Below are 16,518 nucleotides of genomic sequence, written 5' to 3' on the forward strand. Positions count from 1 at the left end.
CCGGCGTCCTGCGCAGGCAGCACGACGGAGGAGGCCCATGGCCGGCCGGGGACGCATCCGAGCGGCGGACATCGCGCTGGTGCGCGAGCGCAGCCGGATCGACGAGGTGGTCGGCGAGCACCTGCAGCTCAAGCGCGCCGGGGGCGGCAGCCTCAAGGGCCTGTGCCCGTTCCACGACGAAAAGTCGCCGTCGTTCCACGTCACGCCCGCGCGCAACCTCTTCCACTGTCTCGCGGGGGAGACCGGCGTCCTCACTCAGGACGGCGTCGTCCCGATCGCCGGGCTCGCCGGCCGGACCGTCCGGGTCCTCGGCGGTGACGGCCGGTGGGTGGCGGCGCCGTTCCGCTCCTACGGCGTCCAGCGGCTGATGCGGATCGTCGTCACCCGGAACGGGCGCGAGAAGGAGCTCTTCGCCACCGACGAGCACCGGTGGTTCGTCCTGTCGGGACCCGGGCGCCAGGGCCGGCGCGAGACCGTCACCCGCGACCTGCTGCCGGGCGACCGGCTGGCGTCGTCGGTCACGGGGGCCCGGCCGGTCCCGCCCGTCGCCGCGCTCACGCCGGCCGGTGGCCCGGGGTCGACGCGGCGGGCGGTGGCCACGCTGCTCGGGCGCAAAGAGGCCGAGGTGGCGCGCTGGGTGCCCGAGCCCCGCGCCGACCTGCGTTCGCCCACCGCGTCGGCGCTCGAGCCGGCGCTGCTCCGGACGGCCTGGGAGCACTCCGAGGCCAGGCACCGCGGGAGGAGCTGGGTGGTCCGGTCGGTCGAGTGGAGCGACCGGGTGGAGGAGGTCTACTGCGCCGAGGTCCCCGGCACCCACGCGTTCACGCTCGAGGACGGCATCCTCACCGGCAACTGCTTCGGCTGCGGCGCCGGCGGCGACGTCATCAGCTTCGTCCAGCAGATCGACCACCTGAGCTTCACCGAGGCCGTCGAGCGGCTGGCCGCTCGGGCGAACATCGACCTGAAGTACGAGGACGACGGCGGCCGGCCCACCGGGGCGCCTGACCGCGCGCAGGCCGGGCAGCGCGCGCGGCTGGTCGCGGCCAACACCGCGGCCGCCGAGTTCTACGCCGAGCAGCTGCGCAGCCCCGAGGCCGCCCCGGCCCGGCAGTTCCTCGCCGACCGCGGCTTCGACCGGCAGGTCGCCGTCGACTTCGGCTGCGGGTTCGCCCCCGCCGGCTGGGACGCCCTCACCCGCCACCTGCGCGGCAGGGGCTACGGCCAGCAGGAGCTGGTGACGGCGGGGCTGGCCAAGGAGTCCTCGCGCGGCACGCTCATCGACCGCTTCCACCGCCGGCTGGTGTGGCCCATCCGCGACATCACCGGCGACGTCATCGGCTTCGGCGCCCGCAAGCTCATGGACGACGACCCGGGCCCGAAGTACCTCAACACCCCCGAGACGCCGCTGTACAAGAAGAGCACCGTCCTCTACGGGATCGAGCGGGCCAAGCGCGACATCGCCAAGCGGCACCAGGCCGTCGTCGTCGAGGGTTACACCGACGTTATGGCCTGCCACCTGGCCGGGGTGACGACGGCGGTCGCGTCCTGCGGGACCGCCTTCGGCGCGGAGCACATCGGCGTGCTGCGCCGGCTGCTCATGGACCAGGACGAGTTCCGCGGCGAGGTGGTCTACACCTTCGACGGCGACGCCGCGGGCCAGGCGGCCGCGATGAGGACGTTCAAGGAGGACCAGCGCTTCGTCGCGCAGACGTTCGTGGCCGTCGAGCCCGACGGCCGCGACCCCTGCGAGCTGCGCCAGGCGCACGGCGACGCCGCAGTCCGCGACCTGGTGGCCCGGCGGACGCCGCTCATCGAGTTCGTCCTGCGCACCACGCTGGCCGACTACGACCTCGACACCGTCGAGGGCCGGGTCGCCGCGCTCGACCGGACGGCGCCGCTGCTGGCCCAGGTCAAGGACCACGCGCTGCGCCCGGCCTACGCCCGGCGGCTGGCCGGCCTGATCGGCGACACCGACGAGGCCGAGGTGCTCGAGCGGGTGCGGCGGGTCACCGGTGAGGGGAGGGCGCCGTCACGCTCCGGGCCGCGGGTGCCCAAGCGGACGCCGGACGACGCCGCGATCGCCGTCGAGCGCGAGGCGGTCAAGGCGGCGCTGCAGGTGCCCGAGATCGCCGGTCCGTCGTTCGACGCGGTGCCGCCGGAGTCCTACACCGATCCCGACTACGCCGCCGTCGCCGCGGCGGTGGCCAGGACCGGGGGAGCGGCGGCCGCGAGGGTCACCGGCCCCGAGTGGCTCGACCTCGTGGCCGCGCACTGCGACCGCGAGACCGCCCGCGCCATGCTGACCGCGCTCGCCGTGGAGCCGCTGAGGTCGGTGGGGGAGGCCGACGCCGGCTACGTGTCGGCGGTGCTGGCCCGGCTGCAGGAGATGGCCACGGTCCGGCAGGTGACCGCGCTCAAGGCCCGGTTGCAGCGGATGAACCCGGTCGAGCAGGGGGACGAGTACATGCGTGCGTTCTCACGGCTGATGGCGCTGGAGCAGGAGGCCATCTCGCTGCGGCAACGGGCGATCGGCGGGCTGGCGTGAACCCCCTGGACCAGCTGCGCCGCCGGTTCACCCGACCGCCCGAGCCGGTGCGCGCCGTCGTCCTGGCCGGCCACCGCTCCGGAGCCGACCCCGACGAGCGGGTGCTGGCCTGGGGGGAGCTGGTGCGCGGGCAGGGCTGGCTGGTGGCCACCAGCCGCGGGCTGCGGGTGGTGCCGGCGGGCCTGGCGCTCGACGAGGCGGCCGACGTGGGCGTGCTGCGGTGGCACGAGATCGGGTCGGCCCGCTGGGCGGCGACCAACGACGGCGGCGGCAGCTTCACCGTGACCGCGCTGACCGAGGTGGAGCCGGGCGTCCAGGCGCGCGCGCCCGCCGAGCGGTACGCGCTCACCGACGCCGGCGACCTGCCCGCCGTGGTGCGACGGCGGGTCGACGAGACGGTGGTGGCCAGCCGCCGCACCCCGCTGCCCACTGGCGGCGGAGTGGTGCTGGTGGCGCGGCGGGTGCCCGGTCAGGCCGCGCGCGAGTGGACGGTCGTCTTCGACGACGACACCGACCGCGGGGACCCGGAGGCGCGGGAGGCCGCCCGCCGCCGGCTCGCCGAGGCCGTCGCGGCGGACCGGCCGGACTGACGTCGCCCGGCCGGCCCGTGCCGGCCGCTCAGGCGATGGGCGGCGGGTCGACCGGGAGCGCGGTGACGTCGGGGGAGCTGGTGGCCGTGGCCGGCGGCGTCGTGGTGGTGCCCGTGCTGCGCGCGCCGGCGCTGCCCGTGGGCTCGGCGTCGCGGCCCATCTTGGACTTCACCGAGCTGACGACGTCGTCGGCGCGCGCCTGGGCCATGCCGGCCAGGCCCTGCAGCTGCGGGTTGTCCTTGGCGTCGGACCACAGGCCACGGATCTGCTCGTAGCGCTCACGACCGGCCCGGGCGCCGAGCACGTAGCCGGCGCCGAAGCCGACGAGAAAGGACAACTTGGCCACGGGGACCTCCGGGATCGGGACGGGAACGGCCGGGTGATCACGCTACGGCGACGCGCGGCACCCCGCGACGGGAGCCTGCGCGGGACACGGGGAGCGCCTGGGGTACTCTCGACGGGCGCGCGGGTCCGGCCCGCCCGTCCCCCGTAGCTCAATTGGCAGAGCATGCGACTGTTAATCGCAGGGTTATTGGTTCGAGTCCAATCGGGGGAGCAAAGTTCCTGGTAAGCGCCTCGTCGGTGGCGCGATGCGCCGACCATCAATCGCGTTACTCGATGTAAACCCCCAACTTTGGGGTCGCCCGGCGTCGTCGCCAGCCATGGGAACCCCTCGCTGCTGATCGCTACAGGGCACGGCGGATGGTCGCCGCCGTGCGGGGACTGGCGGTGCCGCGGCCGAGGTAGACGTCCTGGGTGAGGCTGGGCCGGCTGTGGCCGAGGTGGTCGGCGATCTGCCGGGCGGACAGCTCGGCGTCGTCGAGCCGGGTGGCCACGGTCTTGCGGAACGTGTGCGAGGTGACCCAAGGCAGGCCGGCTCGGTCCAGGGCCTGGCGGAGGTCGCCGCTGGTGTTGCTGGGGTCTCGCAGGTGACCGTTCGGGCTGGGGAAGACCACCGGGTCGCCCTCGCGAGACGGGATGGCGGCAATGCGCCGGCGGAGCAGCTCGACGGTCCGCGACGGCAGCGGGATGGTGCGCCGCCCGGCTCCGGTCTTGGGCGCGTCCTGGATGAGCAGCCCTCGACCGGGCTCGCGGATGACGGTCACGGTCAGCGTGCCGGCCGCGAGGTCGACATCGGTAGGGCGGAGGGCGCAAGCCTCGCCGATGCGCAGGCCGGTGCCGAGGAGGAAGTCGACGAGGTCGGGCAGGTCCCGGCGCACCGCGGTGGCGTCGGCCGCCAGCCGGGCGCGCAGGAGGTCGACGTCCTCGACGCTCAGCGCGCGTGGGCGTCCCGCGCTGCGGCCGGTGCGCCGTGCTGGTGCGTCGCGGACCGGGTTGGTGGCCAGCAGTCCGTGGCGGACGGCGAGCCCGAGAATGCCCGACAGCACGCTTCGGGTGGACTTGGCCGCGGCCGGGCCGTGGTCAGCGGTGACCGTGGTGAGCAGCCGATCGACGGCGGCGACGGTGAGCTCGCGCAGCAGGAGCTCGCCGAGGCCGGGCAGGACGTAGGAGTGGGCCACGAAGCGGTACAGGCGCTTGGTGCCGGAGGCGAGGTCGCTGGCATCGACGTCGGCCAGCCAGAGAGTGGCCATGGCGCTGAGTCGGCTGTCTGCCGGTAGGGGAGGGGAGCCGGCGGTGGCGCGGTCACGGAGGGCTTCGCGTAACCGGCGCTCGGCCTGCGCGCGGGTGGGCCCGGTGCGGACGACCTGACGCCGACGGCCATCAGCGTCGCGGAAGCTGGCGCTGGCCTGCACGCGGTGCCTTCCGAGCGCCTCGAGGCGGATCTGCCCGAAGGTCCCCACGGCCAGCGGCGGCCTTCCCACGATGTCCCCTTCCTGCCACCGGGGCGCACCGGGCGCCCGGTCACGGGAAGGCTGCGTGGGGAGCGGGCCGGTTCGGGGGCCGACCTCGAGATCTGGGGACGGAGCCGGGAGCTTGCGCAGGGCGGCTTGCGGGTCCATGCCTCGCAGGGTCCGGACACTTCTGCAGTTCTTCTCCAGTCGCCGTTGTGGACGGCGGAAGGATGCCCGTCTTGCGTCCGTTTCCGTTCCGATCATGGGCCTCTATGTCTAGGGCCGCCGGAGTTCTACGTTGAGGGCTGCGGTGGGCGTGGGAGTCAGGCTCAGGCGAAGAGCGGGAGAGGGACTGGAAGTCCTGCCACGCAGCCGGCTGAGGCCCTAGAGCCGTGTCCCATATGCCGGCCTCACGTCCACCGCCCGTCAGGCCGCGGCGGGGATCGGCACGGGCTGTTCGGCAGCCTGGTCGGCCCGCAGGGTGCGGTAGACGACGTCGGAGAGCCGGCGCTTGAGGCAGCGCAGCGCCTCCCGGCTGGTCTTGCCCTCGGCGCGTTTGCGTTCGTAGTAGGCGCGGCCCTCGGTGTCGGCGCGGATCTTGGTGATCGCGATCGTGTAGAGCGCGCGGTTGAGCTGGCGGTTGCCGCCGCGGTTGAGGCGATGGCGCACGGTGCGTCCGGAGGAGGCCGGGATCGGCGCGGAGCCATTCGCGGCGGCGAAGGTGTGCCGGGTCGGATAGCGGTGAACGTCGACGACCTCGGCCAGGATCCGCGCGGCGACGAGGATCCCGATGCCGTAGATGCCCGTGAGCGTGGTGCCCGACTGCTGCACGAGCGCGGTGATCTGGGTGCGCAGGTCGGCCAGCTCGGCGTTGATCTCGACCATCCGGTGCAGCCGGTGGCGGGTCACCGAGGCTCGGATGCTCTGGTCGTTCTCCAGGAGCGCCAGTCCTGCCTGCAGGTGCGCCGGCTGGGTGAGCCGGGGCAGCTTGCGCTGGTAGCCCGGGCGCAGCCAGCCCAGATCGGCGTGGATCCGGTTGGCCAGCGCGGTCCGCTCGTCAATGAGCTGCTCGCGGTAGTCCATCAGCACCCGCAGCTCGGCGGGCAGCCCGTCCATCGGCCGCACCGGCGGCAGGAATGTCTCCCGGGCGGTGATCCGGGCGATGGCGACCGCGTCGACCGGATCGGTCTTGCCCTGCCCGGGCCGGGATTGGCGTTCCCGGGAGGTCATCAGCGGAGGCACCTCCACCACCGTCGCGCCGGCGGCGACCAGGTGCATGGCGGCGGCCCAGCCGAAGTTGGCCGAGCCCTCGATACCGACCCGCACGACCGCGTGCTCGGCGACCAGGGCGGCCAGGACGGTGAAGCCGGCCGGTTCGTTGGCCACCTGCCGGACGGTGACCGTCCGCCCGGCGGCGTCGATCACCGCCACCGCGAGCGTGTCCTTGTGGCTGTCGATTCCTGCGAACACCCGAGCCTCCGCTCCCGATGTCGACCGCCGCCGGGCAGAGCGCGAGCACCTCAAGGGACCACGCTGGCGTCCCCACGCCTCTATCGAGCGTCAGCTGCCCGGACTGGAACCGCCGCCGGGAGGCACCCACTCAACAGAGCCTCGACCCGGGAGCCGGGCAGCAAAAGATCGAGCCTTCCCGACGGCGGCGCGGACCCCGTCGATGCCGGGGCAAGACCCATCCAACCTGAGGTGCAAGAGGTGTGTGGCACATGATCTTGGTCCTTCTCCGGTAGCGGCCGGGAGCAGGATGGCCCGGTGGAGCAGAGCACGACGATCGACGTCGAGGCCCCGGTCGGGCGGGTCTGGGAGGTGCTGCGCGAGGTCGAGCGGTGGCCGGAGTGGACGCCGACGGTGACTTCGGTGCGCCGCCTCGACGACGGGCCGCTGGCCGTGGGGTCCCGGGTCCGGGTGGCGCAGCCCCGGATTCCCCGGCCGAGTACGTGGTGACCAGGCTCGAGCCAAGCCGCTCGTTCACCTGGGTGGCCACCGGCCCGGGAGTCCGCACCACCGCTCGACACCTGCTCGAGGAACTCGGCACCGGCGGCACGCGTGTGACGCTGGCGGTGGAGCAGGCCGGGCCGGTGGGTGTGGTGGTGGGACGGTTCTACCGCCGCCTGACCGAGCGCTACCTGACCGCCGAGGCCGGGGGGATCAAGGCCAGGAGCGAGGGGCGCGTGTGACGTTCGGCCGTGCGCAAGTCGCCCACGGCCAACCGCCCGTCAGGCCGGCGTCTCCTGGTGATGTCCCCGCTGGTGGTGTAAGTCCAGGTCACCGCTCGCATGAAGGACCACGCGAGGGGGCCATCGTGTGATGGTCAGCGAGACCACGCCAATGGTTCTCGCGGAAGGACACAGCACACGATGGCCCTGGACCAGTCTGCCCTGCTCGAGGTGCTCGACGCACTGAAGGCCGCCGAAGTCGACGACCGGATCCGCGCCGCGGCCACCACGATCTATCAGGCGTTGATCGAGGCCGAACTCACCGCGGTGATCGGGGCGGCGCCGCATGAGCGCACGGATGCCCGGACCGCCCAGCGCAACGGCTCCCGGTCACGCATCTTGGCCACCACGGCCGGTGATCTGGAGCTGCGGATCCCCAAGCTGCGCGCCGGGTCGTTCTTCCCCTCGCTGCTGGAGCGGCGCCGGCGGATCGATCAGGCACTGTTCGCGGTGGTCATGGAGGCCTACCTGCATGGTGTGAGCACGCGGAAGGTCGACGACCTGGTCAAGGCCCTCGGTGCCGATTCGGGGATCTCCAAGTCCGAGGTCAGTCGAATCTGCGCCGACCTCGACGCCGAGGTGGCCGCGTTCCGCGACCGGAGCCTGGCCGAGCAGGCGTTCCCCTACGTGTTCCTGGACGCCACCTACTGCAAGGCCCGGGTCAACCGGCGGGTGGTCTCCCAGGCCGTGGTCATCGCCACCGGGGTCGCTGCCGACGGGCACCGTGAGGTGCTCGGCTTCGCCGTCGGCGATTCGGAGGACGGGGCGTTCTGGACGGCGTTCCTGCGCTCGCTGAAGGCCCGCGGGCTGGCCGGCACCCAGTTGGTCATCTCCGACGCGCACACCGGGCTGAAGGCCGCGATCGGCGCGGTGCTGCTCGGCGCCAGTTGGCAGCGGTGCCGGGTGCACTTCATGCGCAACGTCCTGGCGCGGGTGCCCAAGGGCAACGCCGAGATGGTGGCTGCGGCGATCCGCACGATTTTCGCCCAGCCCGACGCCGAACACGTGCGCTCCCAGCTCGACGTCATCGCCGGCATGCTGGGCCGCCAGTTCCCGCAGGTCGAAGCCATGCTCCGCGAGGCCGCCGAGGACCTGCTCGCCTTCACGGCGTTCCCGGTCGCGCACTGAGGTTTTCTCACCAGGCTTGACGGCCTGATTGGCGTCGTCGCTGGTCGCAGTCGAGGTTGTGGAGGAGGGCGCGGGCTCCCGGGATGAAGATCGTCTCGCCAAAGGCCGATCTCCACTTCCCCGGGAGCCCGCTGTGTCTCATCGTGCCAGCCTGGATGTGTCCACCGCGGTGTTGAAGGCGGTGACCGGCTGGATCGCCCAGCACCGTCGGCGGCCCGGATCCCGCCCGGCGCAGCGGGCGGGCACGGTGCACGTCCAGGTCGTCCTCGCGCTGCGTTGGCTGCGCCACCGACTGGACCTACGCACGCTCGCTCGCCAGGCCGGGCTGAGCATCGCCACCGCCTACCGCTATCTGCACGAGGCGCTGGATGTGATCGCCACGCGCGCTCCTGAGCTCGACGACGTCCTGAACCGCGCCCACGCCGCCGGGCTGTCCTTCGTGTGTCTGGACGGCACCCTGGTCCCCACCGACCGGGTTGCCGTCCGCGCCGAGCGCGGCCATCACCTGTGGTACTCCGGCAAGCACCATGCCTTCGGCGGCAGCGTGCAGGTCCTGTGCGACCCCAGCGGCTTTCCGCTGTGGGTCTCTGACGTCCGCCCCGGCTCGACCCACGATCTGACCGCGGCCCGCGAGCTGGTGCTGCCGGCGCTGTATCCGCACGCCGCCCGGGGGCTGCCCGTGCTGGCCGACAAGGGCTACACCGGCGCCGGCATCGGCGTGCACGTGCCGGTCAAGCACCAGCCTGACGGGCCGCTGCACACCGACAACCGCTGCTACAACTCCCTGATCATCGCGCTGCGCGCGCCCACCGAACGCGGTCACGCCCTGCTCGGCCGCTGGCGCGCCCTCGACCGGGTCACCGTCAGCCCGCACCGCATCGGCGCAATCGCAGCTGCCGCATTGGTGCTCACCTCACTCGACCGCGGAACCAGGTGAGAAAACCTCACTGGAAGAAGGTCTGGTCGACCAATCCGCTGGAGCGGCTGAATAAGGAGATCAAGCGCCGCACCGACGTCGTCGGGGTCTTCCCCAATCCCGAGGCCCTGCTCCGCCTCGCCGGTGCGGTGCTGGTCGAGGCGCACGATGAATGGCAGGTCTCCGACCGCCGCTACCTCTCCGAAGGCTCCATGGCCCAGCTGAACCCGGCCAGGGAGGTGGCGCAGCCGGCCCTGATCGCGTCATAGTCACCACACCGCTGACCGACACGGTGAGGACTACATCCACCACTCAGCGGGACGTCACCCGTCTCCTCCACACGCGCCTCTGCCAGTGGCCCGACGTCGGCGTCGAGTGCGTCGCGGTCGGTGAGCGGACGTCGACGGAATCGGAAACCGCAGATCGAGTTTCGCCGGTTGAGGGGGTGCGCAGCAGCTGACCAGCGTGGTCGCAGTCCGAGCTGCAACTGGCTTCGTCTGTCGTCCGCGCACGGCCCCCGTCGTCGATGGAGCCCGCTCAGGCGGCTGACGGAACGACCGTGGATCCGTTATCGGTGTTCGAAGGGGGACTTCCGCCCTCAGATGTGGGAGCCGTCCCACGGGCGTCTTCTGCTGGGGGAGTGGGGCGCGGTGTGCGCGGCTTCGTGGACATGGTCGGAACGTAGCGAGCCGCTCGGACAAGATCACGCAATCGGCCTGGGCCGCGGAGTCCGCTCCCACGGCGAGGCGGCCGCCGCCCCTGATCAGGATCGGATACCGGTGGCGCTCCCGATGGGAATGGCGAAGGCGCCATCTGACGCAGCAGTTGCACTTCGGCAGGCCGCGCCACTTCTGACAAGGCCGCCGATCAGGTCTGGAGTTGTTCGCGGAGGTCGGCCTTCTGGATCTTGCCGGTCGCTGTCTTCGGCATCACCGTCACGACGTGGATCCGCTTGGGCACCTGGAATCCGGCGAGGTGTTCGCGGCAGTGCGACAGCAGTCGCTCGGTCAGGGCCTGCGGATCAACGCCCGGGTCAGCAGGCACGACGACGGCGGTCACAGCTTCGCCCCAGCGGTCGTCCGGTAGGCCGACGACCGCGCACTCGGTGATCTCCGGGGAGCTGACCAGGACCCGCTCGACCTCGACGGAGGAGACGTTCTCCCCGCCGGTCTTGATGATGTCCTTGACCCGGTCGGTGAACCAGACGACCCCTTCGGCATCGAGGTGCCCGACGTCGCCGCTGTGCAGCCAGCCGTGCGCGAACGCGACGGAGTTGGCGGCCGGGTTGTTCCAGTAGCCGCTCATCACGTGCGGGCCGCGGTAGACGATCTCGCCGGTCTGGCCCGGCGGCACCAGCCGGCCGGTCGGGTCCATGATGCGGGCGTCGACCGTCGTCGTGGGTGGCCCCCAGGAGGCGGCCTTGGTTTCCTGGTGGGACGGCCACTGGAAGACGGTCCCCGGGACGCACTCGGTCTGTCCCGAGCCGAGCAGCACCCTGGCATTGGGGAAGGTCGTGGCCAGTTGTGCGATCCGCTCCTGTGGCAGCGGTGCCATGGCGTAGACGCACAACCGCACCGAGGTCAGATCGCGGCCGACGATCCCGCGGCTGGCCAGCAGTGCGCCGTACATCATGGGCAGCAGCACCAGATGGGTGACGGAATGGCGTTCGACGAGGTCCAGGAAGCCGTCCGGCTCGAAGCCCTGCTGCAGGACCACCGTTCCTCCGGTGAGCAGCACCGGCACCACCAGCGTGTCGAGTGCCGTGATGTGGAACAGCGGCAGCACGTTGAGCAGGACGGAGGATTCGTCACCGCGGGGGTGCCCCATCTGGATGGCGTTGCTCAACGCGGCGACGTACACGGCCAGGTGGCTGGTCAGGACTCCCTTCGGCCGTGCCGTCGTCCCCGACGTGTACATGCAGTGCAGCGTGTCCCGGTCTTGCACGACGACTTCCAGCGGTGTCGGGTCAGCGGCGACATCGTCCCAGCGCAGCACCGAGCGGCCGGCCAGTTCGGCAGGGGCGTCGTCGCCGGTGAGCACCACCGTGGTGAGGGCGGGAACCAGCGGCAGCACCGCCTCCAGGAGTGACAGGGAGGCCGGGTCAGCGACGACCGTGCGCGTACCGGAGTCAGTCAAGAGCCAGGCGACCTCCTCGGGGCTGAGCATGAGGTTGACCGGCAAGGCGACGAGACCGGCCTTGGCGCAGCCGAAGAAGGTGGCGACGAAGCTCCACGAGTTCTTCAACAGGCGTTGCGGGGATCGCACGGCTCGCCGAACTCGGTGGTGAAGACGAAGCCCGTCCGCCGCCATGCCGAGCCGGCCAGCCGTTGTTCCTCCGCCTGGGCGGCGTGGACCTAGCGGAGCAGCCGTTCGGCCGGCTCGGAGATCGGGACGAAGCGCTTCGACCTAGCGGTCTTGGGCTCGGTGACCGTGAGCTCACCGTCGATCCTCGCCAGGGTGCCGCGGACCCGGAGGATGCCCTTGACCAGGTCGACGTCCGACCACTGCAGCGCGAGCGCCTCGCCGCGGCGTAGGCCGGTGTGCACGAGGAGGGCGAAGAGCGGCGCGTAGCGGCTGCCGTCGGCCGCGCGGAGCAGCTCAGCGACCTGAGCAGGCGTCAGGTGCGGCGCCTCCTTCGCCGTGACCCGAGGTCGCCGGATGGCGGCTGCGGGATTGGCCGCCAGCGCACCGTCACGGACGGCGGTGTCCAATACGGCCCGCAGGATCGTGTACGCCGAGCGGACCGTCGACTCGGCCAGGCCCTTGCGGCGGAGCTCGACGATCCAGCCCTCGACGTGCGACGGGCGGACCCGGTCCGCCACCGCGCTCGAGCGGCTGATCGGGTGAGCACGCCGGCCGTGGCGGTCCGCAACCGGTTCGTGAACCCGGTCGTGCGCGCCCTCTCGCGCGGTCCGGGGTACCGCCTGGTCGGCCCACACCTCGTCGTCCTGGCCTACACCGGGCGGCGCACCGGCCGGCGACACGAGCTGCCGGTGATGACCGCGCTGGCCGGTCACGGCCTGGTCGTCCTCGTCGGCGGCGCAGCCGGCAAGAGGTGGTGGCGGAACCTGGCGGGCGGCCCCCGCGACGTCACCGTCCGGCGGGACGGGAGGGACCTGGCCTGTCGCGCCCGGCTGCTGTACCCCGGAAACCCGGACCACGAGGACGCGGTCGCCGCCTATCGGGCCACCTTCCCGCGGGTGACGGTCACGGCGGGCGATCCGTTCGTGGTGCTGGAGCCGGTGGCCCCGCCAGGTGACGCGTTCCTCGTGGGGACGGTCCGGGACGTGGCCGCCGGACCGGTGGCTTGTCGGCATTCGGGGAGCCGAAGGGGGCAGCGGGCTCCTTCCACGAATGCGATGCATGGACCTACCGACGGGTCATCAAGGAACGGAGGCCCCGCGGTCAGTGACCACGAGGCCCCTCACCCGTCTCCGAGGGGCCTCGGCCGTCCAGGAGTGAGACCCGATCCGGAAATCCTGGCGGAAGGCGGATGGACGGGCCGACGTTCGACCAGGGAAGGGGTTCCGTCATCCCCGGCGGGCGAGGAGCTTCAGGAGGCGCTCGGCCGCCTGCTGGGACATCTCGAGCGCCCTCCGCTCCCTGTCCGCCGCTGCGTCCAGACGTGTGAGGGCGGCCAGTGCCTCGTCCCGGGTCCGGTCCAGTCTCGCTGCCACCTCCGGGTCTTGCTTCGCTGCCTGGTGGACCTCGTCCGACTCGATGAGCTGCAGCGTCGTCTTGAGCTCGTCCCTTACCGGTTGCCGACCGGCATCGAGCTGGAGTCCCACCCGCGTGACGATGCCCGCGATCTGTCGGTGCAGTGCTTCGGCCATGGCGTCGTCCATCCGTTCCGTTGCCTCGGTGGAGGGAGCGCCGTCCACGTCTGGCACGGCGATCACCGTGCCGTGCTCCAGGCGTTCACGCATCACCCCTGACTTCGTCACGCGGAGGTGGGGGTTGGCGGACAGCAGACGCCGTCCTGCCTCGGCCGGTGTCGTGCCGGTCTCCCCGAAGGAGTACAGCCGCGCCACCAGGTCGTCGAGCGTCTTCTCGCCGTGGAACCGTGCGACGCGCATGGTCGTCTCCTTCGCACTAGCTGAGGCGGATGTTCAGTGCGTCCCACGGCGGGGACAGGGAGCCACCGTTCACGGTGATCGATCCGTTGGTGATGTTGCCGATCGCGGTGATGGCCGGTTCCTGGTTGATGCTGATGTCGAACAGCTCGGCCGCTATCGCGACGGCCTCGTCGTCCCGCGGTCCCCGGACGTGGTTCGAGGTCAGCGCGATGGACCCGGCGTGGAGATCGACGACGGAGGGTTTCGGCGAGGTTCGTTGCCAGCAACGGTTCTCGTCGAACGAGAGGATGTCCACCTCGGAGACGGCCGCAGTCGGGTTGACGCCTGCCGACTCCAGCACGTTGCCGCGGACGCCCAGGGAGGCGGTCTGTTCTCGCGTTCGGACCGACCGGATGGAGGACCTCGACAACCAGAAGATCGACCGGCTGCCCCGGACGACGTGCTCGCCCCACGGCGCCTCCTCCAGGTTCGCAACCAGCAGTGCGGCCCAGAAGACCTCAGCTGCCTGTTCCTCCTCGCGCTGGCGCACCGCGTTGTCCAGCACGTCGAGGCGCGCGAACCACGGAGTGGATGCGATCCCGGCGGTGAACGCCGGGCTCTCGGGGGGGCCGACGTCGCCGACGACGTTGCCGTTCACCCGGACCGACTCGCAGGCGACCGTCACGATCCCGAGGCGCCACGTGTTCTCCCGGTCCTCGAGGCCGACGCCCGTCACGCGGTTGCCGACGATCTGCCCGTCGGTGGCTCGAACCAGCGCGACGCCGACGGAGTACGCCTCGGTCCCGCCCGTGCGCGCGACGTCCTCGATGGCGTTGTCCATGACGCGCACGTCGCGTGCCGAGCTCTCGAAGGACATCACGACGCCGCCGCCGCACTGGGCGACGGTGTTGCCGACCACCGTGAGGTGCTCCACGTCGGCGTCGATGGCGACTCCGTAGCCCGAGTAGCCGGACACGGCGTTGCCTGCGATCCGGACGTCGCGGAGCTGACCGGTTCCTCCGCGTGTCAGGACGATGCCGCGATCGCCGCCTTTCGCCCGCTCGCCGGGGAGACGGGTGCCGGTGTTGCCCTCGACCGTCGTGCGGTCGGTGGCGAGGACGATCCCGTCGCCCATGGTCGCCAGCGTGTTGTCCCGGATGATCGCGCGGCCGGCCACGACCTCGCCGGCCAGGACGAGGCCGGCCTCGGCGCAGCCGTACAGGGAGTTCGCGGTCACCATCGTCCGGTCGAGGTGCACCAGGGTCGATGTGTCGGGACGATCGCCCAGCAGGATCCCGATCCGGGTGCCGACGAGGACGTCGTCGTCGCAGACGAGGTCGGCGGTCACCAGGTGGTCGTCGACGGCCTTCCCCGTCGACGGAAGTGCGGCCAGGCCGGCCCCTCCGGCCAGCAGGCAGCCGGTGACCGTCGTCCGGATCACCAGGCCGCGCAGCGCGACGGCCGCACCGTGTGATCGGTCCGGCGATCCGCCATCGATGAACTGCAGCAGTGCAGTCGGGTCCTCGACGACGGTCAGTCGCTCCAGGGTCACCGCGGCCACGTCGGAGAGGACCACCGCGTGCTGACCGAACTCCGCTTCCCGTTCGGCCACGATGGCGAGGTCGCGGACCACCACGTCGACCGAGCCTTGGACGCTGAGCGCCGGTCCGTCCCCTGTGAGCCGGAGGACCGTACGGTTCCCCGCTCCACGGAAGCGGAGGGACAACGCCTCCTCGATGACGACGCCCGTCCCGAGCCGGTAGGAACCGGGGCCCAGGCAGACCGTGCCACCTCCGGCGGCGGTCACCTGGTCGACGGCGTCCTGGATCGTCAGGCTGCCGGAGTCGTGCGACTCGACCGTGACACAGGCGTCGCACCCACAGCTGTCACCGCCGCACGGCTGAGGCCATGACGTGCGGCAGTCCTCCACCGACGGAGTGGGGCCGGAGGTGACGAGGGCGAGCCTGGTGTAGTGGTGCAGGATCCCCCGCGGAGGCTCGTCGACCAACGCGTCGATCGTCCCCTCGGCGGTCCGTGCGGCGAACACCCAGTAGTCCCCGGCGCGCACCGTGTCGGTGTCGGCGTTGCCGAACTGGACGCTGATGCCGAACTCGAGCGGCGTCGGGACACCGTTTCTCACGTCGAGCAGCGCCTCGTCGTCCGGGTGCTCGGTGTCCCAGCGCCGGATGCGGGGGTTCCGGTCCTGGACCACGGAGAAGACGGACAGGTCCCCGTCGACGCGGATCCTGCGGGTGGCGTGCTCGACGTCGAGGATCTTCACCAGCTCACCGCCGCGGCCGGTCTCGCGCATCGCGAACTCGACGGCGTCGTCGAGCAGCTCGATGTGCTGGCCGGTCTCGAAGCGCATCCAGGAGTCCCGGCCGGTCGAGTCGACCTCGATGACGGATTCGGTCGCGGACACGGCGGTGATGGACAGCACGCTCGCCGTGAGCGAAGCGTTGTCCCGGGACCACGTGAACTGGGGCTTCGGAGTGTCGCCCAGCGCGCCCGACGTCTGGATCTGGATCCGGTAGAGCCGGTTCTCGAGACCGGTGTAGCCGGCCTGGGGCGGGACGGTGCACGGCCCTACGGCCGGAGGCGCGGGAGTGGTCGTGCCCGTCAGCCGGGCCGTGGGGGGTGCCACCAGTTCGTCCCATGCTGCGAGGGGTGCTGTGCAACCGGAGGCGGTCACGTTCGCGAGCGCCTTGACCTGCCACGCGGTCTGCACCCGCGTGGTGGTGTCCGGGCCGCCGAGGGCGGGGTCGAGCAGGCGTGGGTCCTCGCGCACCGTGACGTCCCGCTGCCAGACGTCGAGGTAGAGGAGGTTGACGTGCCCCGCGGTGGGGGAGATCGACGGGAACCCGGACGCGTAGGCGAACGGCTGCTCGGCGTACCTGACCGGACCGGACCCGACCACGTTGCCGAGGTGCGGGTCGTAGCCGTTGGTCGCGGCCGTGCCGAGGTCGCCGAAGCACTCCGCGAGCACGCCGTCGACGTACGCGCGTCCGATGCCGATGGTGAGTTCGCCGCTGCTGGCGACTCCGATCTCGAATCCGGTCGGCGTCGTCGCGGGCACCACCCCCGCCCCGACGGTGTCGTAGGTCTCGGCCCGGTCGCGCCGGTCGAGGATCTCCTCGAACTCGTTGTGGTCGGAGTCCAGGCTGACCCGTCCCTGCTGGTGGTGGACGCCGCTGAAACCCCTGGCGGGCTGGAAGGTGTACCGGGTGCGGTCGCCGGCCATGGTGGCTCCTCCTCGTCGC

12 protein-coding genes, 1 tRNA gene and 3 pseudogenes are annotated in these 16,518 nt (G+C 71.8%); 9 read left to right on the forward strand and 7 right to left on the reverse strand.

Annotated elements, in window-relative coordinates:
- The first annotated feature begins 37 nt into the window (after nt 1–37).
- On the forward strand, nt 38–2,545 hold the full coding sequence (gene dnaG / locus ACU616_RS16290; RefSeq protein WP_446759487.1) for a DNA primase: 2,508 nt from the start codon (nt 38–40) through the stop codon (nt 2,543–2,545).
- Nucleotides 2,542–3,135, forward strand: coding sequence for a hypothetical protein (locus ACU616_RS16295; RefSeq protein WP_446759488.1), 594 nt, complete (start codon nt 2,542–2,544; stop codon nt 3,133–3,135). Before dnaG ends, ACU616_RS16295 begins: the two co-directional genes overlap by 4 nt.
- Before the next feature lie 28 nt (nt 3,136–3,163).
- Here the strand turns inward: ACU616_RS16295 and ACU616_RS16300 are convergent, their stop codons facing one another.
- Nucleotides 3,164–3,481, reverse strand: a complete 318-nt coding sequence (locus ACU616_RS16300; RefSeq protein ID WP_446759489.1) for a hypothetical protein — start codon at nt 3,479–3,481, stop codon at nt 3,164–3,166.
- A gap of 137 nt (nt 3,482–3,618) precedes the next feature.
- Between ACU616_RS16300 and ACU616_RS16305 the strand changes: the two genes are divergently transcribed.
- Nucleotides 3,619–3,691: transfer RNA gene (locus ACU616_RS16305), tRNA-Asn, on the forward strand.
- A 130-nt stretch (nt 3,692–3,821) separates the two neighbouring features.
- On the opposite strand, the gene ACU616_RS16310 is transcribed toward ACU616_RS16305, so the two are convergent.
- Both ACU616_RS16310 and ACU616_RS16315 read right to left on the reverse strand, forming a co-directional pair.
- Nucleotides 3,822–4,727 (reverse strand): site-specific integrase, encoded by a 906-nt coding sequence (locus tag ACU616_RS16310; protein ID WP_446759490.1) that lies wholly within the window; start codon nt 4,725–4,727, stop codon nt 3,822–3,824.
- Nucleotides 4,728–5,354: 627 nt separating this feature from the next.
- Nucleotides 5,355–6,398 carry an IS110 family transposase gene (locus ACU616_RS16315; protein ID WP_446759491.1) on the reverse strand — a complete coding sequence of 348 codons (1,044 nt, stop codon included), beginning with the start codon at nt 6,396–6,398 and terminating at the stop codon, nt 5,355–5,357.
- Between the two features lie 297 nt (nt 6,399–6,695).
- Here ACU616_RS16315 and ACU616_RS16320 point away from each other — a divergent pair, with 297 nt between their 5' ends.
- The 5 genes and pseudogenes from ACU616_RS16320 to ACU616_RS16340 form a co-directional block, all read left to right on the forward strand.
- On the forward strand, nt 6,696–6,887 hold the full coding sequence (locus ACU616_RS16320) for an SRPBCC family protein (protein WP_446759492.1): 192 nt from the start codon (nt 6,696–6,698) through the stop codon (nt 6,885–6,887).
- A complete protein-coding gene (locus ACU616_RS16325) occupies nt 6,884–7,120 on the forward strand; it encodes a hypothetical protein (protein ID WP_446759493.1) in 237 nt (78 codons plus the stop codon). Before ACU616_RS16320 ends, ACU616_RS16325 begins: the two co-directional genes overlap by 4 nt.
- Before the next feature lie 180 nt (nt 7,121–7,300).
- Nucleotides 7,301–8,284, forward strand: a pseudogene (locus ACU616_RS16330) (IS256 family transposase); the annotation flags it as partial.
- A gap of 136 nt (nt 8,285–8,420) precedes the next feature.
- Nucleotides 8,421–9,224, forward strand: a complete 804-nt coding sequence (locus ACU616_RS16335) for a transposase family protein (protein WP_446756502.1) — start codon at nt 8,421–8,423, stop codon at nt 9,222–9,224.
- Between the two features lie 8 nt (nt 9,225–9,232).
- A pseudogene (locus tag ACU616_RS16340) lies at nt 9,233–9,472 on the forward strand (transposase); the annotation flags it as partial.
- 598 nt (nt 9,473–10,070) lie between these two features.
- On the opposite strand, the gene ACU616_RS16345 reads toward ACU616_RS16340, so the two are convergent.
- Together ACU616_RS16345 and ACU616_RS16350 are read right to left on the reverse strand one after the other, a co-directional pair.
- The gene (locus ACU616_RS16345; RefSeq protein ID WP_446759494.1) at nt 10,071–11,513 is read right to left on the reverse strand and encodes a class I adenylate-forming enzyme family protein; all 1,443 of its coding nucleotides are present in this window, start codon (nt 11,511–11,513) and stop codon (nt 10,071–10,073) included.
- A gap of 44 nt (nt 11,514–11,557) precedes the next feature.
- Nucleotides 11,558–12,025, reverse strand: a complete 468-nt coding sequence (locus tag ACU616_RS16350) for a tyrosine-type recombinase/integrase (protein WP_446759495.1) — start codon at nt 12,023–12,025, stop codon at nt 11,558–11,560.
- Nucleotides 12,026–12,094: 69 nt separating this feature from the next.
- On the opposite strand from ACU616_RS16350, the pseudogene ACU616_RS16355 reads away from it, so the two are divergent.
- Nucleotides 12,095–12,340 (forward strand): annotated as a pseudogene (locus ACU616_RS16355) (nitroreductase/quinone reductase family protein); the annotation flags it as partial.
- 393 nt (nt 12,341–12,733) lie between these two features.
- On the opposite strand, the gene ACU616_RS16360 reads toward ACU616_RS16355, so the two are convergent.
- Nucleotides 12,734–13,279 (reverse strand): hypothetical protein, encoded by a 546-nt coding sequence (locus tag ACU616_RS16360; RefSeq protein ID WP_446761540.1) that lies wholly within the window; start codon nt 13,277–13,279, stop codon nt 12,734–12,736.
- A 16-nt stretch (nt 13,280–13,295) separates the two neighbouring features.
- Nucleotides 13,296–16,499 (reverse strand): DUF6519 domain-containing protein, encoded by a 3,204-nt coding sequence (locus ACU616_RS16365; protein WP_446759496.1) that lies wholly within the window; start codon nt 16,497–16,499, stop codon nt 13,296–13,298.
- Nucleotides 16,500–16,518: the final 19 nt, after the last annotated feature.

It is taken from the genome of Geodermatophilus sp. URMC 62, assembly GCF_052931475.1.